The sequence below is a fragment of the Streptomyces asiaticus genome, from assembly GCF_018138715.1.
GTDB lineage: Bacteria > Actinomycetota > Actinomycetes > Streptomycetales > Streptomycetaceae > Streptomyces > Streptomyces asiaticus.
Genome location: NZ_JAGSHX010000006.1, coordinates 1,074,608 through 1,101,547, shown reverse-complemented (window position 1 = coordinate 1,101,547; position 26,940 = coordinate 1,074,608). Strand labels below are relative to the sequence as shown.

Annotated in this window: 25 protein-coding genes and 1 pseudogene; 13 read left to right on the top strand and 13 right to left on the bottom strand. The window is 69.8% G+C overall.

Annotated elements, in window-relative coordinates:
• The first annotated feature begins 124 nt into the window (after positions 1–124).
• From KHP12_RS12250 to KHP12_RS12220, 7 genes are all read left to right on the top strand, one after another.
• Complete coding sequence (locus KHP12_RS12250; RefSeq protein WP_086886029.1) at positions 125–1,168, top strand: ABC transporter permease; 1,044 nt, start codon at positions 125–127, stop codon at positions 1,166–1,168.
• Positions 1,165–2,136 (top strand): ABC transporter permease, encoded by a 972-nt coding sequence (locus KHP12_RS12245; protein ID WP_211832937.1) that lies wholly within the window; start codon positions 1,165–1,167, stop codon positions 2,134–2,136. The genes KHP12_RS12250 and KHP12_RS12245 overlap by 4 nt, the downstream gene beginning before the upstream one ends.
• Before the next feature lie 29 nt (positions 2,137–2,165).
• Positions 2,166–3,245: a rhamnose ABC transporter substrate-binding protein gene (gene rhaS, locus KHP12_RS12240; protein ID WP_086886031.1), complete on the top strand. Its 1,080-nt coding sequence runs from the start codon at positions 2,166–2,168 to the stop codon at positions 3,243–3,245.
• 15 nt (positions 3,246–3,260) lie between these two features.
• Positions 3,261–3,581 carry an L-rhamnose mutarotase gene (locus KHP12_RS12235; protein ID WP_086886032.1) on the top strand — a complete coding sequence of 107 codons (321 nt, stop codon included), beginning with the start codon at positions 3,261–3,263 and terminating at the stop codon, positions 3,579–3,581.
• A gap of 238 nt (positions 3,582–3,819) precedes the next feature.
• Positions 3,820–5,259, top strand: a complete 1,440-nt coding sequence (locus KHP12_RS12230) for a BNR repeat-containing protein (RefSeq protein WP_086885409.1) — start codon at positions 3,820–3,822, stop codon at positions 5,257–5,259.
• Positions 5,260–5,261: 2 nt separating this feature from the next.
• Entirely contained in the window at positions 5,262–6,287 is a 1,026-nt protein-coding gene (locus KHP12_RS12225; protein WP_086885408.1) for a LacI family DNA-binding transcriptional regulator, read from the top strand.
• Positions 6,288–6,431: 144 nt separating this feature from the next.
• The gene (locus KHP12_RS12220) at positions 6,432–7,451 is read left to right on the top strand and encodes a LacI family DNA-binding transcriptional regulator (protein ID WP_086885407.1); all 1,020 of its coding nucleotides are present in this window, start codon (positions 6,432–6,434) and stop codon (positions 7,449–7,451) included.
• Positions 7,452–7,509: 58 nt separating this feature from the next.
• Here KHP12_RS12220 and KHP12_RS12215 read toward each other — a convergent pair whose 3' ends face one another.
• Both KHP12_RS12215 and KHP12_RS12210 read right to left on the bottom strand, forming a co-directional pair.
• Entirely contained in the window at positions 7,510–7,860 is a 351-nt protein-coding gene (locus KHP12_RS12215) for a universal stress protein (RefSeq protein WP_244203333.1), read from the bottom strand.
• A 42-nt stretch (positions 7,861–7,902) separates the two neighbouring features.
• Positions 7,903–9,492, bottom strand: coding sequence for a sugar porter family MFS transporter (locus KHP12_RS12210; RefSeq protein ID WP_276328676.1), 1,590 nt, complete (start codon positions 9,490–9,492; stop codon positions 7,903–7,905).
• A gap of 63 nt (positions 9,493–9,555) precedes the next feature.
• Between KHP12_RS12210 and KHP12_RS12205 the strand changes: the two genes are divergently transcribed.
• Positions 9,556–10,638 carry a LacI family DNA-binding transcriptional regulator gene (locus KHP12_RS12205; RefSeq protein ID WP_308016759.1) on the top strand — a complete coding sequence of 361 codons (1,083 nt, stop codon included), beginning with the start codon at positions 9,556–9,558 and terminating at the stop codon, positions 10,636–10,638.
• Here KHP12_RS12205 and KHP12_RS12200 read toward each other — a convergent pair.
• Positions 10,609–11,715 carry an NAD(P)-binding domain-containing protein gene (locus KHP12_RS12200; RefSeq protein ID WP_086885404.1) on the bottom strand — a complete coding sequence of 369 codons (1,107 nt, stop codon included), beginning with the start codon at positions 11,713–11,715 and terminating at the stop codon, positions 10,609–10,611. The two genes, KHP12_RS12205 and KHP12_RS12200, sit on opposite strands and share 30 nt — an antisense overlap.
• Positions 11,716–11,722: 7 nt before the next feature.
• Positions 11,723–12,034, bottom strand: a complete 312-nt coding sequence (locus KHP12_RS12195; RefSeq protein WP_086885403.1) for a hypothetical protein — start codon at positions 12,032–12,034, stop codon at positions 11,723–11,725.
• Between the two features lie 255 nt (positions 12,035–12,289).
• On the opposite strand from KHP12_RS12195, the gene KHP12_RS12190 reads away from it, so the two are divergent.
• From KHP12_RS12190 to KHP12_RS12180, 3 genes and pseudogenes are all read left to right on the top strand, one after another.
• Positions 12,290–13,120 (top strand): helix-turn-helix domain-containing protein, encoded by an 831-nt coding sequence (locus KHP12_RS12190; RefSeq protein ID WP_244203332.1) that lies wholly within the window; start codon positions 12,290–12,292, stop codon positions 13,118–13,120.
• 1 nt (position 13,121) lies between these two features.
• Positions 13,122–13,334 carry a DUF397 domain-containing protein gene (locus KHP12_RS12185; protein WP_086885401.1) on the top strand — a complete coding sequence of 71 codons (213 nt, stop codon included), beginning with the start codon at positions 13,122–13,124 and terminating at the stop codon, positions 13,332–13,334.
• A 224-nt stretch (positions 13,335–13,558) separates the two neighbouring features.
• Positions 13,559–14,119 (top strand): annotated as a pseudogene (locus tag KHP12_RS12180) (class I SAM-dependent methyltransferase); the annotation flags it as partial.
• A 132-nt stretch (positions 14,120–14,251) separates the two neighbouring features.
• On the opposite strand, the gene KHP12_RS12175 reads toward KHP12_RS12180, so the two are convergent.
• From KHP12_RS12175 to KHP12_RS12140, 8 genes are all read right to left on the bottom strand, one after another.
• The gene (locus tag KHP12_RS12175; RefSeq protein WP_086879808.1) at positions 14,252–15,376 is read right to left on the bottom strand and encodes an alpha/beta fold hydrolase; all 1,125 of its coding nucleotides are present in this window, start codon (positions 15,374–15,376) and stop codon (positions 14,252–14,254) included.
• 92 nt (positions 15,377–15,468) lie between these two features.
• The gene (locus tag KHP12_RS12170) at positions 15,469–16,329 is read right to left on the bottom strand and encodes an ABC transporter permease (RefSeq protein WP_086879807.1); all 861 of its coding nucleotides are present in this window, start codon (positions 16,327–16,329) and stop codon (positions 15,469–15,471) included.
• A 3-nt stretch (positions 16,330–16,332) separates the two neighbouring features.
• A complete protein-coding gene (locus KHP12_RS12165) occupies positions 16,333–17,301 on the bottom strand; it encodes an ABC transporter ATP-binding protein (RefSeq protein ID WP_086879806.1) in 969 nt (322 codons plus the stop codon).
• A complete protein-coding gene (locus KHP12_RS12160) occupies positions 17,298–17,720 on the bottom strand; it encodes a lasso peptide biosynthesis B2 protein (RefSeq protein ID WP_211832936.1) in 423 nt (140 codons plus the stop codon). The genes KHP12_RS12165 and KHP12_RS12160 overlap by 4 nt, the downstream gene beginning before the upstream one ends.
• Positions 17,717–17,974 (bottom strand): lasso peptide biosynthesis PqqD family chaperone, encoded by a 258-nt coding sequence (locus tag KHP12_RS12155; protein WP_086879804.1) that lies wholly within the window; start codon positions 17,972–17,974, stop codon positions 17,717–17,719. Before KHP12_RS12155 ends, KHP12_RS12160 begins: the two co-directional genes overlap by 4 nt.
• A complete protein-coding gene (locus KHP12_RS12150) occupies positions 17,971–19,701 on the bottom strand; it encodes an asparagine synthase-related protein (protein WP_244202523.1) in 1,731 nt (576 codons plus the stop codon). Before KHP12_RS12150 ends, KHP12_RS12155 begins: the two co-directional genes overlap by 4 nt.
• Positions 19,702–19,889: 188 nt before the next feature.
• Positions 19,890–20,021 (bottom strand): lasso RiPP family leader peptide-containing protein, encoded by a 132-nt coding sequence (locus tag KHP12_RS12145; protein ID WP_107471662.1) that lies wholly within the window; start codon positions 20,019–20,021, stop codon positions 19,890–19,892.
• Positions 20,022–20,137: 116 nt separating this feature from the next.
• Positions 20,138–20,269 (bottom strand): lasso RiPP family leader peptide-containing protein, encoded by a 132-nt coding sequence (locus KHP12_RS12140; RefSeq protein ID WP_107471661.1) that lies wholly within the window; start codon positions 20,267–20,269, stop codon positions 20,138–20,140.
• Positions 20,270–20,489: 220 nt separating this feature from the next.
• Between KHP12_RS12140 and KHP12_RS12135 the strand changes: the two genes are divergently transcribed.
• Positions 20,490–23,231 (top strand): AfsR/SARP family transcriptional regulator, encoded by a 2,742-nt coding sequence (locus tag KHP12_RS12135; RefSeq protein WP_086879813.1) that lies wholly within the window; start codon positions 20,490–20,492, stop codon positions 23,229–23,231.
• Positions 23,232–23,404: 173 nt separating this feature from the next.
• Here KHP12_RS12135 and KHP12_RS12130 read toward each other — a convergent pair whose 3' ends face one another.
• Positions 23,405–25,132: a LamG-like jellyroll fold domain-containing protein gene (locus KHP12_RS12130; protein WP_308016757.1), complete on the bottom strand. Its 1,728-nt coding sequence runs from the start codon at positions 25,130–25,132 to the stop codon at positions 23,405–23,407.
• Between the two features lie 674 nt (positions 25,133–25,806).
• On the opposite strand from KHP12_RS12130, the gene KHP12_RS12125 reads away from it, so the two are divergent.
• On the top strand, positions 25,807–26,937 hold the full coding sequence (locus KHP12_RS12125; RefSeq protein WP_086879802.1) for a 50S ribosomal protein L11 methyltransferase: 1,131 nt from the start codon (positions 25,807–25,809) through the stop codon (positions 26,935–26,937).
• The last annotated feature ends 3 nt before the right edge of the window (positions 26,938–26,940 follow it).

The following is a 26,940-nucleotide window of genomic DNA, read 5'->3' as shown; positions in this document are numbered from 1 at the left end:
GGCGTACCGACGCCAGCGGTGACACGGGCGCGAGCGGGCGTACCGACGCCACCGGCGCGAGCGGGCACCCCCACGCCACCGGGCCCACCGGCGCCGACGGCGCCACCGCAGAAGGGACCCGCACGTGAGCGTGACCATCGAGAAACCCGACAAGCCCGCCACCGCGCCGGAGGCGGCACGCTCGGCCCGCTCGCTCGTCGACGCCGTCTTCCGCGCGCGGGAGATCAGCATCGCCGGGGCCCTCGTGCTGCTGGTGCTGTTCACCTGGATCGCCGAACCGCGCTTCCTCGACGACCAGGGCATCAAGGACCTGCTGCTCAACGCCGCCATCCTGGTGCTGCTCGCGGTCGGACAGTCGGTCGTGGTCATCACCCGCAACATCGATCTGTCGGTCGGCTCCGTGGTGGGCCTGTCCGCCTTCGCCTGCGGGAAGTTCGTCTCCGGCACCGACCACGGGGCGCTGACGGTCCTGGCTCTCGGCCTCCTCGTCGGCGCGGGCTGCGGCATCGTCAGCGGTGCGCTGGTGAGCTTCGGACGGGTGCCCGCGCTGGTGGTGACCCTCGGAATGCTCTACATCATCCAGGGCGTCGACTACTGGTGGGCGCAAGGCGAGCAGATCAATGCCGCCGATGTGCCGGAGTCCGTGCTGGACCTCGGCAGCGGCAGCGTGCTGGGCATCCCGTATCTCCCGCTGATCGCCTTCGTGGTGCTCGCCGGGACCGCGTATGTCCTGCGCACCTACCGCGGCGGCCGTGAGCTGTACGCCATCGGTTCCAGCCCGGAGGCCGCCCGGCTGGCCGGGGTGCCGATCCGGCGCCGGGTGCTGGCCGCGTATGTGTTCTCCGGCGCGGTCTCGGGCTTCGGGGGCGCGCTGTGGCTGGCCCGTTTCGGCACCGTCGTCGCCGACAACGCCCACGGCTGGGAACTCACCGTGGTCAGCGCGGTGGTGGTCGGTGGCGTCGCCATCGTCGGCGGCACCGGCACGGTGTGGGGCGCGGCGCTGGGCGCGCTGCTGCTCACCACCATCGGCAGCGCCCTGGCCGTGCTGAAGGTCGACTCCTTCTGGCAGGACGCCATCGCCGGTGCGCTGCTGCTGGCGGCCATCAGCGTGGACCGGATCGTACGGGTGCGCATGACCCGCGCGCTGAGGAAGAGGAGCACACGATGAAGCTCAGGTGGGACACCGCCGTCGGGGTGCTGCTGGTGGCCGTCTTCCTCACCGGACTCGGCACCACGGACGGCTTCGCCAGCCGCGACAACCTCGCCTTCGCCTTCAACGACATCGCCGAGGTGGCGCTGATGGCGCTGCCGATGACACTGCTGGTGGTGGCCGGGCAGGTGGATCTGTCGGTGGCCTCCATGCTCGGCCTGTCCAGCGCGCTCACCGGCCAACTGTGGGACGCGGGCTGGGCGTTCGAGACCATCGTGCCGATCGTGCTGCTGGTCGGGGTGGCCGGCGGGTTGCTCAACGGCTGGCTGGTCACCCGGGTCGGGCTCCCCTCGCTCGCCGTCACCATCGGGACGCTCGCGCTCTACCGGGGGCTGGCCTCGGTGGTGCTCGGCGCAGGCGCGATCACCGACTTCCCCGAGACGTACGCCAAGTGGGCCGTGGACACCACCACCGTGCCCGGCACCTTCCTCACCTATCCGGTGACGCTGTTCATCGTGCTGGCCGCCATCGCCGCCGTGGTGCTGCACGCCACGGGCGTGGGCCGGTCGCTGTTCGCCATCGGCGCCCAGGAGGACGCCGCGTACTTCGCGGGCATCCGCGTCAAGCGCCTCAAGCTGCTGCTGTTCGTGGTCAGCGGGCTGATCTCGGCCTTCGCGGGGGTCGTGTTCACCCTGCGGTACGGCAGCGCGCGGGCCGACAACGGCCAGGGCTTCGAAATGCTCGTCATCGCCTCCGTCCTGCTGGGCGGCGTCGACTTCGACGGTGGCAAGGGCACACTGTTCGGCGCCGTCGCCGGGGTGCTGCTCATCGGCGTCCTGAAGAACCTGCTGACCCTCAACGACGTGGCCAACGAGGTCCAGGTGATCGTCACCGGGCTGCTGCTGGTGGCCTCCGTCCTCACCCCCCGCCTCATCACCACCGTGAGCGCCTGGCGTCACCGGCGCGCCGCCGCCTCGACCAGCTGATCCACCCACGCACCGCGAAAGGTCCTCTCATGATCCAGCGCTCTCGCGCGCGCACCCGCGTCGCCACCGCCGCCGCGGTCTGTGCCCTGGCCGTGGCCCTGGCCGGCTGTGGCGGCACCACCAAGAAGGACAGCGACAACGGCGGCCCCGCCAAGACCGACGCCAAGGCCGACCCCGGCGCCCCCCTGAAGAAGGGCCTCAAGCTGGCCTTCCTGCCCAAGCAGATCAACAACCCCTACGAGAAGATCATCGACGAGGCGGGGATCACGGCTGCCGGGGAGTTCGGCGGCAAGGGCAAGGAGGTCGGCCCGTCCGACGCCAGCGCCTCCTCCCAGGTGTCGTACATCAACACCCTCGTCCAGCAGCGCCAGGACGCCATCCTGATCGCGGCCAACGACCCCAACGCGGTGTGCGGCCCGCTCAAGCAGGCGATGAAGAAGGACATCAAGGTGGTGGCGTACGACTCCGACACCGCCCCGGCCTGCCGCCAGCTCTTCATCAACCAGGCCAGCTCCGAGGAGATCGGCCGCAGCCAGGTCCAGCACCTCGCCAAGCAGCTCGACTACAAGGGCCAGATCGCGATCCTCTCCGCCACCCAGAACGCCACCAACCAGAACACCTGGATCCGCTTCATGAAGGACGAGCTGAGCAAGCCCGCCTACAAGAACATGAAGCTGGTCAAGACGGTGTACGGGGACGACGACGACCAGAAGTCCTTCCAGGAGACCCAGGGCCTGCTCAAGGCGTACCCCAAGCTCAAGGGCATCATCGCGCCCACCACGGTCGGTATCGCCGCGGCCGCCCGCTACATCAGCGGCTCCTCGTACGAGGGCAAGGTGGTGCTGAACGGCCTCGGCACGCCCAACCAGATGCGCAAGTACGTCAAGGACGGCACCGTGGAGCAGTTCGCGCTCTGGGACCCCAAGAAGCTCGGCTACCTCGGTTCGTACGCCGCGGCCGCACTCGCCTCCGGCCAGATCACCGGGGCCGAGGGCGAGAAGTTCAAGGCCGGGAAGCTGGGCGAGTACACGGTCGGCAAGAACGGCGAGGTCATCCTCGGCCCGCCCACCGTCTTCGAGAAGTCCAACATCGACAAGTACCACTTCTGAGGCGGGCGGTCGGCGATGCGGCGGGTGTGTTTTCTGCTGAAGGTCCGCCAGGACCGGATCGAGGAGTACCGCGAGCGGCACGCGGCCGTCTGGCCCGAGATGCGGGCGGCACTCGCGGAGAGCGGCTGGCACAACTACTCGCTCTTCCTGCGCGAGGACGGGCTGCTCGTCGGCTATCTGGAGACCGAGGACTTCGAGGCGGCCCAGGCGGCGATGGCCGCCACGGAGGTCAACGCCCGCTGGCAGGCCGAGATGGCACCGTTCTTCGAGGCGCTCGACGGCGCGAAACCGGACGAGGCGATGAAGCCGCTCACGGAGGTCTTCCACCTCGCGTAGCCGCGGGACGCGGCGGAGCGGGCGGCCAGCAGCGCCCCAAAGGGGCGCGGGGCTGTGCCGATGTGCGGCTCCGCCGCGTGGGCGCGACCAGCCACGACGGCGCCGCGCTTAACGGGCGGGGGCGGGGGTGCCCCCGGAATTCACGGGGTCCAGGGGCGGAGCCCTTGGTTCGGGAAGGGGCGGGGCGGGGACAGAAGCTCGCTCCGCCCCCCACAAACGCACCAGGAAAGGAACGGACATGAGACCACCGCCCATCGCCGTCCTGGCCACCGCCCTGCTAGCCGCCGCAACCCCGGGCGCGAACGCGGACACGAGCACAGGCGCGGGTTCCGTCGCCGCCCCCGGCCCGGCCGTGCGCCAGCTCGCCGACACCCAACTCGACCCCAAGGCCGTCTACTTCGTCTCGTACGACGGCCTGGTCAACAACAACGCCTTCCAGAAGAACGGGCTGCTCACCTACAAGGGCTATCAGTACGCCGCCTGGTACACCGCCGACCGCAGCGCGGTCATCGGGCGCCGCGCACTCACCCGGCAGAGCTGGCAGACCGTCACCCTGCCGCACCGGCTCACCGCCGACGACTCCCACAACGTCATCTCCATGGGGATCTCGCGGACCGACGGTCGGCTGCACCTGAACATGGACTCCCACAGCAGCGGCTTCTTCTCCGTGAAGTCGGTGGCCGGGCTGGTGGACGACCCCGCCGGACACCCCTGGACCACCGGCCGGTTCGGCGCCGTCCAGACCACCCTCGACGGCCTCGCGCTCACCTCCCAGTTCACCTACCCCCAGTTCATCGCCACCCCCGAGGGCAGGCTCCAGCTCAGCTACCGCGTCGGCGTCTCCGGCAACGGCCGCAACGCGCTCGCCGAGTACGACGGCACCAAGTGGCGGGCGCTCGGCGAGTGGTCCTCCGCCACCGGCACCTACAGCAGCGAGCACGGCTCCAGCACGGCCCGCAATATGTATCTGCACGGCATCGACTACGGGCCAGACGGCCGGCTGCACGCCTTCTACACCTGGCGCGAGCAGAACAACGCGGTGATGTGCGCGAGCGGCGGGCTCACCAACCACGACACCGGCTATGTCTACAGCTCCGACCGGGGCCGCACCTGGCGCACCGCGGCGGGCGCCGTCGTCGGCACCACCGGTGGCTCGGACACGGTGGCGGTCGGCGACGCCGGAACGGTCGTCGACCCCCTCAACCCCGACCACTCGCTGATGAACCAGGAGAGCCAGGCCACCGACTCCGCGGGCGCGCCCCACGCCCTGATCAGCTATGTCCCCGGCCGCTTCGGGCAGTGCACCACCGACTACGTGGCCGACCGGACGAAGAACGGCCGTACCTTCCACGTCTTCAAGGACTCGGCGGGCGCCTGGAAGAAGACCGAGATCCCGGTGGCCCCCGGCTCCACCCAGCGCAGCCACCTGGTCTTCGACGCTTACGACAACGCCTACGCCGTGATGCCGTACGGCCGGATCGTGGCCGCGTCCAAGTCCTCGGGCTGGACGGACTGGAAGACCGTCTACGACGGCGGCGGTCTGAACGCCTTCGGCGAGGTCGTCGTGGACGACACCCGGCTCGCCCAGGACGGCGTCCTGTCGTTCATGTACCAGCGGAAGTCCAGCGGCACCACACCCTCCGCCCTCCGCGTCGTCGACTTCACCCTCCCCTCCTGACGATGGCGCCAGGCGTGGGCATCAAGGAGGTGGCGCGCGAGGCCGGGGTCTCGGTCGGCACGGTCTCCAACGTCATCAACCGCCCGGACTCGGTGTCCGAGGAGACCCGGGCCCGGGTGCTGTCCACCATCGAGCGCCTGGGCTATGTACGCCAGGAGTCCGCGCGCCAGCTGCGGGCGGGCCACAGCCGCATCATCGCGCTGCTGGTGCTGGACATGGCGAACCCGTTCTTCGTGGACGTCGCGCGGGGCGCGGAGCGTGCGGCGCGGGAGGCGGGTCTTGGGGTGATGGTGTGCAACAGCGCGCAGAGCCCGGAGGAGGAGGCCGACTACCTCGGGCTCTTCGCCGAGCAGCGGGTGCGCGGGGTGCTGATGACCCCGGCAGATATGACCGGGCGCAACCTCGCCTCCTTCCGGCGGCAGCCCATCCCCTTCGTCCTCGTGGACCGGGTGCTGCCCAGCGCCGAGGGGTGTTCGGTGTCGGTCGACGACGTCACCGGCGGCGAGCTCGCCGCCCGCCACCTCCTGGGCCTCGGCCACTCCTCCCTCGCCTATGTCAGCGGGCCGATGCGGCTGGCCCAGTGCCGCGACCGCCGCGAGGGCGCGCTGCGAGCCCTGCACGAGCGGGGGCTCGGCGAGTCCGCGCTGCGCCATGTCGAGGTGGACCGGCTGGATGTGACCTGCGGCCGGGACGCGGGGGCCCGGCTGCTGGGCATGTCCCCGCGCCCGACGGCGGTGTTCTGCGCCAATGACCTGCTGGCGCTGGGGGTGCTCCAGGCGCTGTACGGGGCCGGGGTGTCGGTGCCGGGGGAGGTGGCGCTGGTGGGGTACGACGACATCGAGTTCGCGGCGGCGGCCGCGGTGCCGCTGACGTCGGTGCGTCAGCCGGCGTTCCGGATGGGGCGTACGGCGGCCGAGCTGCTGATCGAGGAGACCGGGGAGCGGGCCGGGGACCACCGCCACCAGCAGATCGTCCTCCAGCCCGAGCTCGTCGTGCGCGGATCGAGCCTGGTGCGCTCCCGAGGCTGAGCGGGGCCCGAGGCTGAGCCGGGGCCGGGGCCGGGGCCCAGGCCCGCGGCGGCCCGGTCCTGCCCGACCGGTCGAACAGCGCACTACCATGTTCCCGCGACCGCGGTGGGTCGCGGGAAGGCGGAGGCCCGGGTCGTGGGACGCATGGTGGGGATCAAGGACGTCGCGCGGCAGGCGGGAGTGTCGGTCGGAACCGTCTCGAACGTGATCAACCGGCCCGAGATGGTCGCCGAGGCCACGCGCGACCGGGTACAGGCCGTGATCGAGCGCCTGGGCTACGTACGCCAGGAGTCCGCGCGCCAGCTGCGCGCCGGGCGCAGCCGCATCATCTCGCTGCTGGTGCTGGACATGGCGAACCCGTTCTTCGTGGACGTGGCGAGCGGCGCGGAGCGTGCGGCGCGGGAGGCGGGTCTTGGGGTGATGGTGTGCAACAGCGCGCAGAGCCCCGAGGAGGAGGCCGACTACCTCAGCCTGTTCGCCGAGCACCGGGTGCGCGGGGTGCTCGTCACCCCGGCCGATGTCACCGGCGCCAACCTGGAGGGCTTCCGGCGCCACGACATCCCGTTCGTCTTCGTGGACCGCGAGGTGCCCAGCTCCGACGGCTGCTCGGTGTCGGTCGACGACATCGAGGGCGGCGCGCTCGCCGGGCGCCATCTCATCGCCCAGGGCCACCGCTCCGCGGTCTACGTCAGCGGCCCGATGCTGCTTCCGCAGTGCCAGGACCGGCGCACCGGGCTGCTCAGCGCGTTCGCCGAGGCGGGGCTGTCGGAGGAGGCGATGGTGCACATCGAGGCCGAGCGGCTGGATGTGGCCTCGGGCCGCGACGCGGGCGCCCGGCTGCTGGGGATCTCCCCGCGGCCGACGGCGGTGTTCTGCGCCAATGACCTGCTGGCGCTTGGGGTGCTCCAGGCCCTCTTCGCGGCCGGGGTGTCGGTGCCGGGGGAGGTGGCGCTCGTGGGCTACGACGACATCGAGTTCGCCGCGGCGGCCGCCGTGCCGCTGACGTCGGTGCGTCAGCCGGCGTTCCGGATGGGGCGTACGGCGGCCGAGCTGCTGATCGAGGAGACCGGCGACGAGGCCGCCACCCACCAGCACCGGCGGATCGTGCTCCAGCCGGAGCTGGTGGTGCGGGACTCGACGTTCACGTCCAGACCGGGCGCCTGACCTGGGGTTCGCCGGTCTCCTCGTGTGCATCGGGAAGGGTCCTGACGGCGGGGCCCGGTCAGGCCGGGGGCTTGACCGCGACGACGGGGACGGGGCTCTCCAGCAGCAGCCGCTGGCTCACACTGCCCAGCAGTGCCTTGCCCACCGGCGAGCGCCGGCGGAGGCCGATGACCAGCCGGTCGACGTCGGGCCGGGCCTCGATCTCGTCCAGAACGGCGTCGACCGGGTCGCGGTCACCGGGGCCGCTGCGCTCGACGATCGTGATCTTCGGGTCCTCGGGCACCCCGGAGCGGTCCAGCGCCGACAGACGCAGATTGACCAGTACCAGATCGGTGCCCAGCAGCCGGGCCTCGGCGATTCCCGCGGCCAGCGCGTGGTCTCCCTCGCGGCCCTCGGCGATGGCGGTCATGACGGTCATGGTGTGGGAGCCCTTCTGCCGGAGCGGATCGGGTCAGGAGTAGCGGGCACGGAAGTCGTCCTCCAGCTCTTCCAGTGAGCGGTCCTTGGTCTCGGGGACGCAGGTCGCGATGAAGACGATGGCCAGCACACCGAAGGCCGCGAAGGCGAAGAAGGTGTTCGAGATGCCCATGGCCGCCACGACGGGCGGGAAGCCGAGGGCGACCAGGGCGTTCGCCATCCACAGCACGAAGATGCTGATACCGATGGCCAGGCTGCGGATCTTCAGGGGGAACATCTCGGAGAGGATGAGCCAGACCAGCGGACCGATGGTGGCCTGCATGGAGAAGACGAAGAGCACGACGAACACGAGAATGAGCCACGCCTTGGCGCCGCCCTCGGGCATCAGCAGCGCGGAGAGACCGACGAGCAGGTGGAATGTCGTGGTCAGGGCGAACCCACCGAGCAGCATGGTGCGTCGGCTGAGCTTGTTGATGACCAACAGGCCCACCGTGATGCCGATGACGCTGAAGGCGCCGTTGAGGGTGTTCGCGATGATGGCGGAGTCGCCCGAGAACCCGGCGTCGCCGAGCAGCTGCGTACCGTAGTACATGACGGAGTTGATGCCGGTGAACTGCTGGCAGAATCCGAGACCCGCCCCGATCAGGATGAGCACACGCACCCATCGCACCCCGAGATCCACCCTGCCCGCGGTCTTGGCGACCCGCTCCTCCTCGGCGAGGCGATGGACCTCGGCCATCTCGGCCTGGGCCCGCTCGGCGGTGCGGACCTGGGACAGCACCGCGAGCGCCTCTTCGTCACGGCCCTGGGAGACCAGCCAGCGCGGGCTCTCCGGCAGCCGCAGCATGCCGATGAACAGCCCGATCGCCGGAAGGACGGCGACAAGGAGCATGAGCCGCCAGATTCCGTCGACCTCTCCCCATAGGTTGAAGATGATCGCGTTGATGACGAACGCGGCGAACTGGCCGGTCACGATCATCACCTCGTTGCGGGTGACGATGGAACCGCGGCGCTCGGCCGGGGCGATCTCGGCCAGGTAGACCGGAACCGTCGCCGAGGCCCCGCCCACGGCCAGGCCGAGGATGAAGCGGAAGAGGGCGAGCACCTGCCAGCTCGGTGACAGGACGCAGCCCAGGGTGCCGATCGTGAACACCAGGGCCAACAGCAGGATGTTGTGGCGGCGGCCGTGCCGGTCGGACAGCGCTCCGCCGATCATGGCGCCGAAGGCGGCACCGAAGATGAGGATGCTGACGACGATGCCCTCGGTGAGGGCGGTCAGACCGAGGTCGGCGGTGAGGGGATCGAGGGCACCGTTGATGACGCCGGTGTCGTAGCCGAACAGCAGCCCGCCGAAGGTCACGATGACGGCGACCAGTCCGAGACGTCGTGCATGGGGGCCTTTGGTGTCCGGCGGTAGTTCGGGTTCTTGGGCTGCGATGCCCGAGTGCTCGGGGCCGAGTCGGGTGTTCATCGTCGTTGGCTCCTCGTGGAGGCAGCGGAGGTGTGGTGGCGCCCCGACACGTGCGGTTGTTTCCCGATGTCGGGTGAGTGGCCGCCCAGCCAGCCACGATCGTGCGGCTGCGGAGAGACTTTGTCCGTTTGTCAGTACAACTAGTACGTACAAGTGCCACGTACTATGAGGGCGGCGTGTGATGCATGTCAAGACATGAAGCGCGAGGAGGCAGGGATGGGGGATCCAGGGAGCACCGGCCCCTCGGACGGGCGGGTAACCCCGGCGGGGCGCCCCAAGCGCCCGACCATGTCCGACGTCGCCGCGCGCGTCGGTGTCTCACAGGCCCTGGTGTCACTGGTGTTCCGCAACCAGCCCGGTGCGAGCGCCGATACGCGCCGACGGGTGTTCCAGGCGGCCGAGGAACTGGGCTACCGCCCCGACACCGCCGCCCAGCTTCTGCGCCGCACGCGGAGCCGCCAGTTGGGCGTGCTGTTCACCATGCGCCAGCCGCACGACGTGGGCATCGTCGAGGCCCTGTACCCCGCCGCCCGGAAGCACGGCTACACCCTCGTGCTCAACGCCATGGTCGAAACCCGCGACGAGCGTCAGGCGATGGACGAACTGCTCGGACTGCGCTGTGAAGCCATCATCACCATCGGCACGACGTTCGAGCGGCACCAGCCGGCCACGGACGTCGGCCGGCCCTCCATCGTGGAGATCAACCCGCGGACGCGAGCCGCCGGTACGGACGTCGTCCGGACCGCCGAGCGGAACGGGATGCACCAGGCCGTCGACCACCTCGTCGCACAAGGGCACCGCGCCATCGCGCACATCGACGGCGGCGCCATGCCCGCCGCCGAGGAGAGACGACGCGGATACCGCGCCGCCATGCGTCACCACGGGCTCGCAGAGCACATCCAGGTCCATCCCGGTGACTACACCGAGGAATCCGGCGCCCGGGTGGCCCGGGACCTGCTCGCGCGGCCCGAGCTGCCCACGGCCGTCATCGCGGGGAACGACCGCTGTGCGCACGGTCTGCTCGGCACGCTCCTGCGCGCGGGCGTCAGCGTCCCCGATGACGTGTCCGTCGTGGGCTACGACGACAGCCAACTCGCCCGGCTGTCCTTCATCGACCTCACCTCGGTGCGCCAGGACGCCGCCGAGGCGGCCGAAGTCGCCGTCCGGGCAGCAGCCGAACGACTCGACGAGGGGCGCACCGCCGACCGGGACATCGTCCTCGACCCCACCCTCGTGGTCCGGGGCAGCACCGGCCCGCCCCGCACCCGGTCAACGCCCGACAGCGACCTTCTCCGGTGACCACTGGCTGTCGTCAGGGGCACCCAGCAGCTCCTGGATCTCCCGTACGGCCGCCCGGCCCGCCCGGTTGGCGCCGACCGTACTGGCCGAGGGCCCGTAGCCGACCAGATGCACCCGTGGGTCACGGACCGCCCGGGTCCCCTCCACGGCGATCCCGCCACCCCGCTCACGCAGCCGCAGCGGGGCGAGATGGTCGATCGCGGCGCGGAAGCCGGTGGCCCAGAGGATCGTGTCCGCCTCGACATGGCGCCCATCCGCCCAGGCCACCCCGTCCGGGGTGATCCGCTCGAACATCGGCAGCCGGTCGAGGACGCCGTTCTCCCGGGCGCGCAGCATCGGCTCCGTCAGGGGCAGCCCGGTCACGGACACCACGCTCTGGGGTGGCAGCCCCCGCCGTACCCGCTCCTCGACCAGCGCCACCGCCGCCCGCCCCTGCACCTCGCCGAACGGCCCCTCGCGGAACACCGGCGGGCGCCGGGTCACCCAGGTCGTCTCCGCCGCCACCTCCGCGATCTCCAGCAGATGCTGCACCCCGGAGGCGCCGCCCCCGACGACGATCACCCGCTGTCCGGCGAACGCCTCGGGCCCCGGGTACTGCGCGGTGTGCAACTGCCGCCCCCGGAAGGTCTCCTGCCCGGGGTAACGGGGCCAGAACGGCCGGTCCCAGGTCCCGGTCGCGTTGATCAGCGCCCGCGCGGCCCAGGTCCCGGCCGAGGTCTCGACCAGCAGCCGGCCGTCGTCCCCGTCCCGTACGGCGTCGACGTGCACGGGGCGGACCACCCGCAGATCGAAGGCGCGCTCGTAGCGTGTGAAGTACGCCGGGATCACCTCGGCCGAGGGCCGCTCGGGATCCGCTTCATCGCTGGTCAGCCGCATGCCGGGCAGGTCGTACATCCCGTGCACCTTGCCGTACGTCAGCGACGGCCACCGGAACTGCCACGCCCCGCCGGGCGCGGGCGCGTGGTCGAGCACCACGAAGCCGGTGCCGGGCTCGTACCCGGCGCGCCTCAGGTGATAGGCCCCGGACAACCCCGCCTGCCCGGCACCGATGACCACGACGTCCACGCTGTTGTTCATGCTTCTACTAACTCCGCTCGGGTGCGGTCTCTTCCCGGTCCTCCAGCCGCCGCCCCCGACTCTCCGCCACCCGCAGCGCGTCATGCAGCGCCTCGGCGAGCCGATGCCCCGCAAACCGCAGCTCACCGACGTCAGCCTTGCGGTCCTGGAGCAGCGGGCGCGCATGCCCGAGAAGCTCGGCCCCGGTCCGTAGCTGTACGGCCTCCATCTCGTCGGCCAGTCGGGAGAGGTGGCTGGTGCCGGTGTCGTCGGTGACCAGGTAGCAGGGCTGCCCGTTCAGTCCGGGCCAGGGCAGCAGACGGGGGCGTGATGAAGGCATGAGGGCTCCATGGCGTTCCGAGGTTCGGCTACCGCGAGTGATGAGGCGGTGGCGGAAACAGCTTCACGGTCGAAAGAGTTGCTGTGCAAGAGCGATTGAATTTCTCGCTTGAGATGGCATATGTGACCGAGTGGGCTGTTGTCAGAACAAAGCGGGTTTCCGGTGCCAGACTCGGAACTCGCACCACGGCATGGCAGGCTCAACCCACCGGGAGGCATACTCGTGGCAGCACCAACAGGACCCACGGTCCGTCGCATGCAACTCGGCTGGGAGCTCAAGCGGTTGAGGGACAAGGCCGGATTCACCCTGGCGGAGGCGGTGGACGGGTTGACGTTCTCCCCCTCGAAGCTCCATCGCGTGGAGAACGGGCTGACCGGCCTCAAGACCACTGTGGAGCTGCGAACTCTGCTGGACCGCTACGGAGTCGAGGATGAGGATGACGTGGATTTCCTGGTCGAGATCCACCGGGACTCACTCAACCGGGGTTGGTGGTCGCTCTATCGCAGCGTGCTGCCGTCCGGCATGGGGATGTACATCGGGCTGGAAAGCGGTGCTCGGAGCATCCGGGCTTGGCAGCCGAATGTGGTCCTCGGGTTGTTGCAGACCGAGCGATACGCCCGGGAGATGTTCCAGACCGCCAAGCCGGTTGAGGAGACGACGACGGAGTTCGTCGAGCGCCACATTCAGATTCGCATGGAGCGCAAGAAGGCTCTGACGCGCAGAGACAGCCCTGTGGAGCTTTGGGTCATCCAGGAGGAAGCGACACTGCGACGGGTGGTGGGCGGCCCGGAAGTGATGCGTGAGCAGTACGAGGCGCTTCTTGCTTTCGCGCAACTCGACAACGTGACCGTCCAGATTCTCCCGATGGCCACGGCCACCTACAGGACAGGTGCCAACTTCACCCTGCTGGAGTTCGGCAGCCCGCTTCCGACGGTGGTGCAAAGCGACGCCGCCGACGGGTCGGAGATCAGCGACAAGGACACCACCATCTGGACTTTCTCCCGCAGGTTCGAGGCCCTGCGGGCAGGCGCTCTCGCGCCTGGCGAGACACCCGCTTTCCTGCAACGACTAGTACGGGAGATCTGACATGACACACCGCATAGCTTCTGATGTCGCCCCCGAAGGCGCCTGGTTCAAGTCGTCCTACAGCGAGAACAACGGGACCGCGTGCGTCGAGATCGCGCACCTGCCCCACACCGCCCAGGTCGGCATCCGCGACTCCAAGGACAAGGACGGTCCCGCCCTGGTCGTTCCGGCCGGGGCCTGGGCGGAGTTCGTCGCCGCAGTGCGCAGGGTCTGACGGCGCTGGGGACGGGCGACCAGGCGCGGGCATCGTCTCGCGCCTTCGGCGCAGGTGAGCAGCGGCGGCGGGGGTGGGGGCGCGGCGTCGTCGCCGTCCGCCGGGCCGGTGGGGCAGCCTCTCCCGGGGCACCCCCTCGGAAATGCTTGATCTGGCGCAACTAATTTGTCAAACGTTTTCCAGGGGTACCCCCACCCCCGCCGCAGTCCGGCCCGGTCCTCAGCATGGGCCGGCGGGGGCCGCCACCGGGCCTCGCCCCCGCCGGCCCGGTGGTCGGCGGCGGAGCCCGGCCAGGGCACCCCCGGACCCATGCTCAAAGGCGCCGAAGGCGCGAACGGCGCCGCACCGACGCACGAAAACCGTTCGCGGAACGCATCCGCCCCCAACTACCGTGCCCGGCCGTGGACATCGACGATCCCAAGGATGTGGTCAGACGCGGGTACGACGCGCTCGCCCGCCACTACGAGGAGTCCTACGCCACCGAAACCAAGTACCGGCCCTGGCTCGACACCCTCCAACAGCGCATCCCGGCCACCGCCACCGTGCTGGACCTGGGATGCGGCTCCGGCCTCCCGGTCGCCCGCGTGCTCAGCGCCGCAGGGCACCGGGTGACCGGTGTCGACATCAGCGGGGAGCAGATCCGCCGGGCGCGGGAGTTCGTACCGGAGGCCGAGTTCCGCCAGGCCGACGCCACGGCCCTGGAGTTCCCGGCCGCCGCCTTCGACGCTGTGGTCTCCCTCTACGCTCTGATCCACATCCCCCTGGACGAACAGCCTCCGCTCCTCGCCAGGATCGCCACCTGGCTGCGGCCCGGAGGCTGGCTCCTGGGCACCACCGGGCACAGCGCCTGGACCGGCACCGATGACAACTGGCTCGGCGGTGGCGCCACGATGTGGTGGAGCCGGCGCGGTCCCGGGTCAGCCGACGGGACTGTCCGCGGCGGGCTTCTGCCAGGCGCAGCTGCCGAGGGTGGCCTGCCTCTTGGCGACCAGCGGGTCGGCGATCCGGGCCGGTGGCATGGAGCTGTGGCCCCGGTAGCAGATGACCGTGCGGTCCGTGTGCCCGGCGAGGTCGACGAGGATCTGGTCCCAGTGGCGGTACTGCACATCGTGTCCCGTGTCGGCATAGCTGCGCACGGCCGGATTGCCGGGCAGGTGCTGCTTCCAGGTGTCGATCGTGCTGGGCGGCACGGTCGTGTCCTTCTTCCCGCTGTAAATGGTGACGGGGGCCTTCAGCTTTGACAGATCGGGGCCGGGCCGCTGGCAGTAGAGCTTCTGCTCATGCACCTGAGCTGCGGGGTCGGCCTTCTGGCCGCGTTGGTTGTAGGTGCGGGCGCCGTCCTCGAAGGCGGTGTCGGCGAAGCCGGGGATGCGCTTGGTCGGGCTGTCGTCCGGGAGCGCCCACCAGACCCGGGGATCGGCGATCTGCTTCTCCAGGGACTTGCCCAGCTCCTCGTCGGACATCGAGCAGTACGGACGTAGCGCACCGTACGGCGGCAGGGCGGCGGCCAGGTGCAGTGACTGAATGCGGTCCGGGGCCAGCGACGCCAGCTCGGCGGCGTACGGACCGCCGCCCGAGATGGCGATCACACTCGCCTTGCGCACCCCGATACGGTCCAGCACCTGGAGTGCGTCCTTCGCGAAGTCGGCCTTCCCCAGGCTCTTGTCGAACTCGGTGTCCCCGAAGCCGTTGCGCTCGACCGATATCAGCCGCAGGCCCAGGGACTCCCGGGTGGAGCGCAGGAAGTCCGTCATATGCGCCACCCGCGCGCTGGTGCCGGTGCCGCCGATGTAGAGCACCGGCTTGCCGTCCCGGGGGCCGTCGTCGATGTAGTGGGCGGTGCGCCCCGAGTCCAGTTTCAGCGCCCGGACCTCGGGGCCGAGCGAGTCGAAGTCGTCCTGGATGTGGACCCGATGGACATCGGTGGCGTGCGGCTCGCGTGGCGCGGTGGCCGTGGCGGTGGCGCTCACGGCCCCGGAGCCGGTGAGCAGGACGGTGGCGACGGCGGTGGCGGCGATACCCGTGACAAGCGTTCTGGGCACGTGTCTCTCCTGGTCATAGGGGGAGGTGACGCAGTGGGCGGGACGATCGCCACCTACCCCCTTTGATCGAGAAGACGCCGAGCGGAGGGAAACTAGTCGATCCTGGAGAAGCGCCGTGCCGCGGTGGCCAGGGCAATCAGCGCCAGTGCGCCGACGAACGCCATCTCCACCGCGATGGGTGGCTGCCAGCCCCACCAGTGCGGCCCGCCGCCGGTGCCGGCGTCGGACAGCGTGCGGCGCATCGCATCGACGGCGTAGGTCAGGGGGTTCGCCAATACCGCGCCGTTCAGCCATCCGGGGAGCCCGCTGACGGGGAAGAGCGCTCCGGACAGGAAGAGGAGAGGCATCATCGAGATGCCGACCACGGCCTGGAAGGTTTCTATGCGTGTGATGCTCACGGCGGCCAGTGCCCCCAGCGCGGTGAGTGCCAGCGTGGTCACCAGCAATTCCATCAACACCGGTGCGAACAGAAGCGGGTCGTAGGTGACGCCGAGCACCCCGGCGATGGCGAGCACCAGCGCGCCGTATGCGGTGGCGGCGGTCGCGCCGCCCAGGCAGATACCGGCGATCAACGCGCTGCGGCGCACCGGGGCGACAAGCATCTCGCGGAGGAAACCGGCCCGGCGGTCCCATACGATCGATACGCCTGTGTTGACCGCGGGTGCCTGGACGACCATGAGGAGCATGCCGGGCAGGAAATAGGAGCGAAAGTCGGCGTCGTTGCCCGCGTCGCGCATGGCGGAGTTCAGTCCGGTCCCCAGGACCATCAAGAACATCAGAGGCGTGAGCAGGCTCATGAGGAGGCCGACGGGGCTTCGGGAGAGCCGGATGAGTTCGCGCTGCCACATGACCCGGACCGTGCGCAGATTCCGGACGTGGGTGCCGCCGCTCCAGGAGGCTGTGGGCAGGAGCGCCGTCGGCGTGGTTGTGGAGGGTGCTTCGGTGGAGGCCACGGTCTATCCCTTCGTTCCGCGGCCGCCGGCGTCGACTTCCCGGATGGTGCGGCCGGTGTAGTGCAGAAAGACGTCGTCCAGGGTTGGCGGCGTCACGGTCACCGAGTGGACCGGAACCGTGAGTTCGGCGCACAGCCGGGGCACGAAGCCCGGCGCGTCCGACACTCGCAGGCCGATCCCCCGGGGCTCGGGAGTCGCCTCCAGCCCGAAGCGCTCGCGGATGGTCCGTACGGCCGTGTCGTCGTCGCCGGTGCGCAGCACTACCAGGTCGGCGCCGACGACGGCCTTCAGGGCGGACGGTGTTCCCTCGGCCACCAGGTGTCCGCCGTCGATGATGACGATGCGGTCGCAGTGCTCGGCCTCCTCGAGGTGGTGTGTGCTCAGGAAGACGGTGATGCCCTGCTCCTCCCGCAACTGGTGGAGGTGTTCCCAGATCACGGCTCGGGTCTGCGGGTCGAGTCCCGTCGTGGGCTCGTCCAGGAACAGCACACGCGGGGTGTGCATCAGCCCTCGGGCGATCTCCAGCCGTCGGCGCATACCGCCGGAGAAGGTGCGGACCGGATCGGAGTGGCGCTCGGCCAGGCCCATCAGATCCAGCATGGTGAGGGCGCGATCGCGCCCCTCGCGCCGGGGGAGGCCGTAGAGGTCCGCGTGGAACCGCAGGTTCTGCCCGGCGGTCAGATCCACGTCGAGGGTCGTCTCCTGGAAGACGAGCCCGATGCGGCGGCGCACCTCATCGGGCTCGTGACGGATGTCGTGGCCCGCCACTTCCGCCCGGCCCGCGGTGGGGCGCAGAAGCGTGCTCAGCATGCCGATGGAGGTGCTCTTGCCCGCGCCGTTGGGTCCGAGGAAGCCGAAGATCTCGCCGGAGGAGACGGTCAGGTCGAGGTCGCGCACGGCCGGAACGGCGCCGTAGCTCTTGCCGAGCCCTCGGGCCAGAACGGCCGTACCGGCGCCGCCATCGCCGTTCACCGACGGCTCCGTACCGTCATGAGCACATGGAAGTAACGGATTTCATCGATGTTCTCGCCGATGGGCTTGCCGTCGACCTCAACCCAGGCGTGGGCTTGGAAGGGCTGCGTGCGTACGCCGGTGCACCAGTCCGGCCAGGTGCCGGTCATCCGGCACAGCAGCGCGGTGGCGATGGAACGTTGCAGGCACCGGGGACCGGCGCACGGCACGCTGACCGCCACCACCGCGTTGCGGGCTCGCAGGGTCTGGGTCTCCGTCGCGGGCCGGGACCCGCGCCGCGCGCATTCCAGTACCTTGCGCAGGCGCTGCGGCGGCAGATAGGTGAGCAACCGGGCGATCCCCACCGCGGTCAGCGCGGCCGGACGCAGATGCCACGGCGGAGTGGTGGGAGTCTCAAGGCTCAGGGCTCGCACGCTCATGAGGCCACCATCTTCGCGGCCCGAAGGGCATCGACCAGTTTCTCGACGTCGGCCGTCGCCGCTTCGGGCGCTCCGGAGAAGCGCTCGCGCAGGGCCGAGGCGGCGGACGCGACGGTGCCGCCCGCGAGGAGGCAGCGGAGCACCAGCGCGCCGGTGTCGTTGAGCTGCCAGTACCGGCCGGTGCGCTCGTCGAGCAGCACCATACCGGTGTCCGTTTCGGTGCTGGTCACATGGGAGGCGAGGGAGAAGGTCACGATGCTCCTCGGACGGGTTGGGGAGTGGGAGTTCCGGCAGACCTCGCATGGGTCGGCAGCGCGCGGAGCCACAGTTCGCCCGCGAGCGTCAGCTCGAAGGGCATGAGCGGCCTGGTGTCGATGTGCAGGCTGTTCAGGACTGTGCGGATGCCGTCGGCGTCCACCAGCCCCAGCCGTGCGAGCCGCGAGTCCTCGAACAGTTCCGTGAGACGGCGCCGGTGGCGGCGCAGCCCGATGTACAGCTCGGGGCTGGCGTCGGCCTTGCTCTGCCGGGCGAGGAGGTCATCGGGTGCGATGCCGCGCATCGCCGCGGCGAGGACCGGTTTGACCTGGCCGGGCGCCATACGGTCGGCCAGCCTGATGGACATCGCCGCCTCGAGCACCCGGTCGTCGATGAAGGGGGCCTGGAAGGAGACGCCGAATCCGGCGCCGATCCGCGAGCTCGTCCGCACGGCTGTGCCGTTGACCTGGGTCAATCGCAGCATTTCGTGGTGTACGGGCAGCGGGGCCAGCGGTTCGGGGTTCTGCGATGCGGCCTTGCGGATCCGGCGGCGTACCGCGTCGATGGCATCCGGGGTGGCCCAGGGCGGCATCTTCGGTGCGATCTCCCAGTCGACGGCGGTGCCCCAGGCGCGTTCGGCGGTGATGCCCTCGGCCGCCGAGGCCATCCACCGTGGATAGGACTGGTTGTACAGGAGGACGCGTAGCGTGCTCGCCCACGACCAGCGGCGCATCGACTTCATCGCCCGAGCCGGACGAATCGCGCTGAGCGGGCTGCTGCGAGCGAGTGCGTGCAGTGACAGCGCACTGGGGATGAACAGCTCGTCCGAGCCGATGCCCTGCAGATGTATGGCGGAGCCGTGGTCGGCGACAAGGCGCGCGAGGTGTTCCATCATCGGCCGGCGGGTGAAGGACAGTGGCGTATCGCTGGGCTGGGCCGTGTCGCCGTTCGCCACTTCCGCGTAGATCCCGGGCGTGGCCTTCATGGGGACCACCAAGTGCCGGGCGTGGGGCAGCCGGTCCGCGCACCGGGCGGCCCAGACCCTGTCCTCGTTCGCGGGGTCCGAGGACTGGGCGTGGACGGTCACCAGCCGCGTGTCATGCCGGGCCGCGAGAAAGCACAGGCTCGTCGAGTCCTTGCCGCCGGAGAGGTCGGCGCTGATGGTGGCGCCCCGTGACGTACGTGCCGCGACGGCCGTCTCCAGCGCCTCGCTCAGCGCGGCGACACCTGGTTCCAGCGGGAGTTCGGGGTCGGGCGGTGTCCAGTAGCGGGTGGTGCGCTCGGTTCCGTCAGCGCGGATGTCCAGGTAGTGGCCCGGGAGCAGGGTCCGCACTCCCCGCCACACGCTCGTCATGTTCAGCGGCCAGGGCGGGCCGAAGGGGGTGAGCAACTGCAACGCGAGCAGTTCTTCGTCGACGCCGGCACCCGTCATCGACGCTATGGTCTGCGGCCGGTCGGCTGCCACGGTCACGCCATCGACGCGGCCATAGAAGAGCTGGCACGCGGTCGAGACGGTGCCTTGGGCTCGCACTCGCCCGCCGATCGACGCGACCAGGTGGAAGCAGCCCGGCAGCGAGCGGGCCAGCGTGTCCAGATCGTGGACCGTGCGGACGGTGCGGAGTCGAGCGGCCAATGCGGCGGAGGTCACCGTGGTGGTTCCCAGAAGTGCCGCGGAGTTCTTCCCGACGGAGGCGGCCACAACCTCGTTGTCGGCCCAACGGCCCACGATCAACGGGCGACCGGAGCTATGCGGAATCATTCGTGAGCGCGCTGCGTCCGGCAATAGCGCCGTGATTCCCTCACTCGCCGGGTGATCCGGAAGGATCAGAAATTCCATGTCGATCTCCCTGTCGAGCGGACCCAGGATCATTCCTGGGTCCGCCATTTCGCCTGGGAATGGTCGGGGCCGAGGGTTTAGAAGTCGAACCACCCGTAGCCGAACGGGTTGTCGAGCCACCTGCCGCAGCAGCCGAAACGGGTGAGGTCGGCGAAGTCGCCGACCTCGACCAGCATCGGAGGCTCGTATCCCAACTGCTCTGTGACCATGAAGAATCAGCTCCTCGGATTGATGGCCGCAGCCGGTCCGGAAGGGCCCGGGTGACGGACGCGGAATGCGCCCTTCACCCGGGCCGTGAGGCCGGCCGTCGCGCGGACCAGGCGGTTTAGAAGTCGAACCAGGCGGAGACCCAGATGTTGTCGATCCACCTGCCGCAGCAGGTGATCCGGGTCAGCTCGGCGAAGTCGCCGACCTCGGCCAGCACGGGCGGCTCGTACTCCAGCTTTTCCGTGTTCACGGACGCTCTCCTTTGCGTTGATTCACCATGCGGTGGTCGATCTTCTTGACCGCCGCGGCAACCAATGTGCTCGGGAGGACGTGGACAGACCTTGGACGAACCTTGAATCGTCCGGTCACAGCGGTTATGAAGGTTGCAGGGGATGCGACAACGGGGGGAAGAATCGATGGTGTCATTCGGCTTATTGGGCAGTGTCGAAGTACGTGTCGACGGCTCAGAGGTGAACCTGGGACATGCCCGGCAGCAGTGCGTACTCGTCGCACTATTGGTCGAGGCGAATCACGTGGTGGCCGTTGACCAGCTCGTCGACCGGGTGTGGGGAGAGCGTCCTCCGCGACGCGTTCAGGGGACGCTGTACAGCTATATTTCCCGTCTCCGCCAGGCACTGGCTCCCGCCGCCGAGCAGGTGACCATCGGCCGGCGATCCGGCGGTTACGTCCTCTCGGTCGAGGAGACGGCGGTGGATCTGCACCGCTTCCGTCAGCTGGTCGGGCAGGCCCGCGCTGCCGACGACGACGAGCGTGCCGCGGAGCTGTTCGCCCGGGCGCTGGGGTTATGGCGGGGAAGGGCCTTCGCCGCCCTGGACACCCCGTGGTTCACCACTCTTCGCGAGGCCCTGGAGCGGGAACGGACCGCCGCGGAGCTGGACCACACCGACATCCGGCTCCGCATGGGCCGCCACACCGGACTGCTGGCCGAACTGTCCACCCGCTCGGAGGCACATCCGCTGGACGAGCGTCTGGCCGGACAATTCATGGTGGCCCTGTATCGCAGCGGCCGCCCTGCCCAGGCCCTGCACCACTACCAGGAAATCCGATGTCGACTCGCAGAGGAACTGGGCACCGACCCGAGTCCGGCGCTGCAAGAACTCCACCAGCGGATTCTCACCGCCGATCCCGCGCTTGCCGCCCCGGCGACCCCCTCCACAGGCGGTTCTGGCCGTCGCCCGGTACCCGTGCCACGGCAACTGCCCGCGCCGCCACCGGTGTTCATCGGACGGAACCCCGAACTCGCCACCCTGGACCACCTACTGGACTCCCAAACCGCTCCCGGTGGCACGGTGATGGTGTCCGCGATCGGTGGCGTCGGCGGCGTCGGCAAGAGCTGGCTCGTCCTTCACTGGGCCCACAACCGTCTGGAACACTTCCCCGACGGGCAGCTCTACATCAACCTGCGCGGCTTCGACCCCTCCGGCGAGCCGGTCCCGCCGGCGGTGGCGGTCCGCGGTTTCCTCGACGCCCTCGGCGTCGATCCCGCGGAGATTCCCGCGGAGCTCGACGGGCAGACCGGGCTCTACCGGAGCCTGACGTCGGACAAGCGCCTGCTCATCGTGCTCGACAACGCCTGCGACACCACCCAGCTGCTGCCCCTGCTTCCTGGCAGCCCCACCTGCACCGTGCTCATCACCAGCCGCCGTCAGTTGACCGGCTTGACCGTCAGCCATGGAGCCCGCCCCCTCGACCTCGACGTACTCCCGGACACCGAGGCACACCAGTTACTCATCCGCCATCTCGGCCATCGCAGGACGGCCGCCGAACCCGAGGCCGTGGCCACGCTCTTGACGTACTGCGCGGGCCTGCCCCTGGCCATCAGCATCCTGGCCGCCCGCGCGGCGGCCAGCCCGGAGCTGCCGCTGTCGGCCCTGGCCGAGGAAGTCCAGGAAGCCGCCACCCGACTCGACGCCCTGGACACCGGCGACATGGCCGCAGACCTGCGCGCCGTGTTCGCATCCTCCTACCACGCACTCGACCCCGATACCGCACAGGCGTTTCGGCTGATCGGCCTCGCGCCGGGCCCCGACATCAGCGTGCCCGCCACCGCGAGCCTCACCGGACTCCCCGTGGCACGGGTGCGCGTCCTCCTGCGCAAACTGCGGGCCGCCCACCTGACCCAGGAACACACCCCAGGCCGCCACCGCATGCACGACCTCATCCGCCTCTACGCCACCGAACAGGGCCACGGTCAACCGGTCTCCGTCAGCGAAGCCGCACTGCACCGGCTCGTTGACTTCTACCTCCACACCGCCCATGCCGCGGCAGGGCTGCTGGACGCACACCGGGACCAGATCCCCCTGGCCGCCGCCCAGCCGGGGGTCGTCCCGGAGGAGATGGCGGACCACGGTGCGGCCCTGGACTGGTTCACCGCTGAGCACCGGATGCTGTACGCGGCCGTTGATCTGGCGGCCGGTCTGGGCCTCGACGCGCACGCCTGGCAGCTGGCCTGGGCCCTCGAGACATTCTTCGACTATCGGGGGCACTGGCACGACTGGGCGGCCAGCCAACGTACCGCGCTCGAGGCGGCGCGACGGCTGGGTGAGCGGTCATGGGAGGCCGGCGCACATCGCAGCCTCGGCATGGCGTACACCCAGATGGGTCGCCTCGACGAGGGCCACAGCCACTTCGACCGGGCCCTGGAACTCTACGACCACCTGGGCGACCGGGTCAGGCAGGCGCACACCTACCGGGGTCTGGGGTGGGTGTGCGACCGGCAAGGGCGGCCCCGGGAGGCGCTGGACCACAACGAACGGGCGCTGAGTCTGTACCGGCGGATCGGGCATCGGGGCGGACAGGCCATGGCGCTGAACAACGCCGGGTGGCTGCACGCCATGCTCGGTCAGTACCAGCGGACACTCGATTACTGTGCGCAGGCGGTGGCCCTCAACAGGGAAATCGACGACCGGCACGCGGAGGCCGGGGCGTGGGACAGCCTCGGCTACGCACATCACCACCTCGCTCGGTACGCGGATGCCACCGGCTGCTACGAGCGGGCCCTCGACCTTGTCCGAGGGGTCGGCGACCGGTTCAACGAGACGGAGATACTGAACCATCTGGGCGACACCCATCTCGCCGCGGGTGATCATGAAGCTGCCCGGCAGGCCTGGCGACAGGCTCTTGAGATCGCCGAGGAGATCGGCCACCCGGCCGCCGACGAACTCCGTGACCGACTCACGTCGTCGGTGTAGGGCACGTGTCTCCGGAAGACACTGAGCAGGTCGGAGGAAGTCCGCTACGGTCCGGGCAGCGCCCCGAAGGGGCGCGGGGCTGTGTCGATGTGCGGCTCCGCCGCGCGGGCGCGACCAGCCACGACGGCGCCGCAGTCGACCGACGACGCATCGCGACACTTCCAGCGGAGCGCTTAGGCGGGGGAGGCCATGAAGTCCCGTGGCCGCAGGGCTCGTTTGACGATGCGGGTGTCGCCGATCCAGCCGTAGAAGCCCTGCCCGAACCTCTCCTCGAACTGCGTGGCACCGATCACGAAGGGCTTGCCGAGGGTGGCGATCCCCGTCGACGGCTGGCTCGGATTGCGGGCGATCTTCGAGCCGTCGACGTACACCACCGTGTGGTGGCCGTCGTTGACGACCGCGACATGGGTCCACCGGCCCACCGGCAGCGCGTGGCTCCAGGAAGTGGGATCGGCGTCCTGCACCTGCGGATAGACCACGAACTGGAGGAAGCGTTCGGGGGTCACATTGAGGCTGCACGTCGGCTCGTCGGGCGACCAGCCGGTGGTCTTGCCCGCGTCGCCGTTGCGCCCCTCCCAGCTGAGGATGCCCATCCAGGCGTGGTCACCCTCGAAGGGGTCCGGGAGCTTGATAAACGTCTCGATGGTGTAACCACCGGTGAACTTCTCGGAGTTCAGCGGCGCCGTGGCGGAGGTGGTCAGGACCGCGCCGCGGTCGGGGGCCTTGCCGCCGTCGAAGCGCAGACTGGCATGGGCCGGCTGGTCGCCGTGGTGCTCACCGGACCACGTCAGGATCTCGGGCGCGCTGTCGTGGAGCCGCGTCACCCGGAGGTCGTTGCCATGGCCGGACAGATCGCGGATCACCGTGTCCGTACCGACGGGTGTGTCCGCCCCCGTCCCACGGGAGGTGGTTCCCGAAGCGTCGAAGCGCCAGTACGCGACGGTGCCGCGCGGCATCACCGCGGACGCCGGGCGCGGCTTACGCGGCACGACCGGCGCGAAGCCGGAGAAGCGGCGCTCGAAGTCGATGCTCAGGCTGAACCGGTCGGCGGGCCCGGTCAGTTCGATGGTCTCCGCCTCCAGAGGTGTGCGCTTCTCCGGATCGCGGCTGAGGAACCAGGGCGAGAAGGTCTCGACGTCGATCACGTTGCGGACGAGGTCGAGGGCGTAAAGGCGGATCATCCCGGCGCCGCCGTAGTACCGGTCCTGGTAGTTGGTGATGTGGATGTGGACGTCATGGCCCGCGTCGTTGGTCAGGACGGTGCGCCCCGGGGGCCAGTAGTGTCCGCCCAGCGCGAGGAAGATCTGGTCGTTGCCGCGGATGAGGCCGTCCCACAGCCGGCGGCCGTTGTCCGAGAGCTGTGCGGCGCCGTCGTCGTCGGCCCAGGCCAGATCGTGGGTGGTGAGGATCGCGGGCAGGCTGGGGTGCGCGTGGAGCACCTTCCGCGCCCAATCCAGCCCGGAGGCGGAGACCCGCCAGTCGAGCGCGAGGACCAGCCACGCCCGGCCGCCCGCGCGCAGCACGTGGTAGCTGTTGTAGCCGTCGGCCGAGGCGCCGCCGAAGGTGGGCATGGACGAGAACCGCCGCGGGCCGAAGGCGTCGAGGTAGGCGCTGTCGCCGCGCTGGTCGTCGGTGCCGGAGTCGATGTCGTGGTTGCCGGCGAGCACGCTGTAGGGGACCTTGCCGTGGATGGTCCCGAACACCGTCGCGGCCAGCGAGATCTCCTCCCTCGAGCCGTGCTCCGTGACATCGCCCAGGTGCGCCATGAAGGCGATGTTGGCGTCCTCGCGCTGGGACACCAGGTACCGGAAGGTCGCCCGGAGCGGTTCCGGGTCGGAGCTGTCGGCGTCGAAGAGGTACTGCGTGTCCGGCAGGATCGCGAGGCTGAAGCGCGGTGACACGGAGTCGTAGTGGTGGCCCTCCGCATGGTGGCCGTCCGCCTTCGGGTGGCGGCGTAGCCGGCTGTCGCCCCCGACGCGACGGCCACCGTCCCCGCGGCCGGTATCACGGCGGTGGCCCGCAAAAGTGCCCGTCTGCCCAGGTGGTTGCGCTCCGCCGCGTCCATTCGCTCTCCCGCGCATCATGTGAGGAATCGGTGACCCCGGCCCGCACTGTGGTCAAGACCTGTGACCACGCGGGAGCGGCCAGATGAACGGCACCTGATCCGTTGAGGGCGGAACGGGCGGCCGCCCGTTCCGCCGTTTCGCGTGATAAGCCTGTCGCGTCAATAATCAGGGATAACCAGCCTGACTATTGGTGACGGCTGTTTTCGGACGGCCCGGGGCCGGATCCGGCGGCTCATCCGCGAAATTAAGCCGAATTCACTTCCCGAAGCAACCCTTGAATCATCGCGAACATGCCAATTTCCCGCCCGTATCCGTTCCACAGACCTGTCGCGCGCCGCCCGGGCGGCCTGACGTTGAGCGTTTGTTCGGTTCGCACCCCAGCGCTTTTACATCGCTTTAACCAGGCTATGTTCGGACTTTGTTCGTTCATGGTGCATTCCATTCCTAGGGAATTCCGGGTTTTCCGGCCTGCATGCTGGTCTTGAACCCCCCCCAGGAAAGGTTGAAAAATGCGGTATTCCTTCATCGCGGAGTTAGCCGCGCCGGGGCGCGAGGTGCCGGTGCGGGCATGCGATCCGGAGTCGAACCCGGTGTGGCTGTTCGCCTCGATCGGCGAGTACCCGGTGTACGACGACGTCGTGTACGAAGCGATGATCAAGGACGAGCGCCGGATGAACCGGTACGTCGAGGCCGTCCGGCGCTACGCCCCGGGCCGGACGGTGCTCGACATCGGCACGGGGAAGGACGCGGTGTGGGCGCTGGCCGCCGCCCGTGCCGGGGCGCGGCATGTGTGGGCGGTGGAGGTCATCCCCAAGTCGGCGCAGATCGCCCGGGAGACCATCGAGGAGGCGGGCTTCGCCGACCGGATCACGGTGATCGAGGGGCTGTCCACCGAGATCGAGCTGCCCGAGCCTGTCGATGTGTGTGTCTCGGAGATCATCGGCACGCTCGGCGGCTCCGAGGGCGCGGGCTCAGTGTTACGGGACGCGCGGAAGCGGCTGGTGAAGCCCGGCGGGGTGTTCATCCCGCACCGGAGCGTCACCACGGCCGTCGCGCTGGATCTGGGCAGCGCGAACGGTGGCAGGCCGCTCGGCTTTCCGCCGTTCGTCTTCCGTTATGTGGAGGAGGTGTTCGCCTCGGTGGGCCGCCCCTTTGATCTGCGGGTGGTACTCGAGGGGTTGCAGGACAGCCCGGCGGTGCGGGACCGGTCGTATCTGTCGGACCCGGTCGAGGTGGAGCCGCTGGAGTTCAACGGCGATCTGGACCCGGAGGGCATCGACGCCGCCGAGCTGATGTTCACGCGAGAGGGCAACTTCTCCGGGCTCGCACTGGCCATGCGGCTGTGGGTGGCCGAGGGCGATGAGCCCATCGACTCGCTGGTGCAGCCGAGCAGTTGGACCCCGGTCTACGCCCCGCTGTCCGTGGAGGGCCTGCCGGTGCGGCCGGGCGACCGGTTCGAGTTCGACTTCACCACCACGCTGAGCGACGACGGCGTTCACCCCGACTACGCGCTCACCGGCGAGCTGCACCGGGCCGGCGGCCCGGTGGTGCCGCTGAGCTGGAGCTCGACCCACCACGGGGACGGCTTCCGCGCGACGCCCTTCTACCGCTCGCTGTTCCCCGGGCCCGGAGGGCCCTGACAC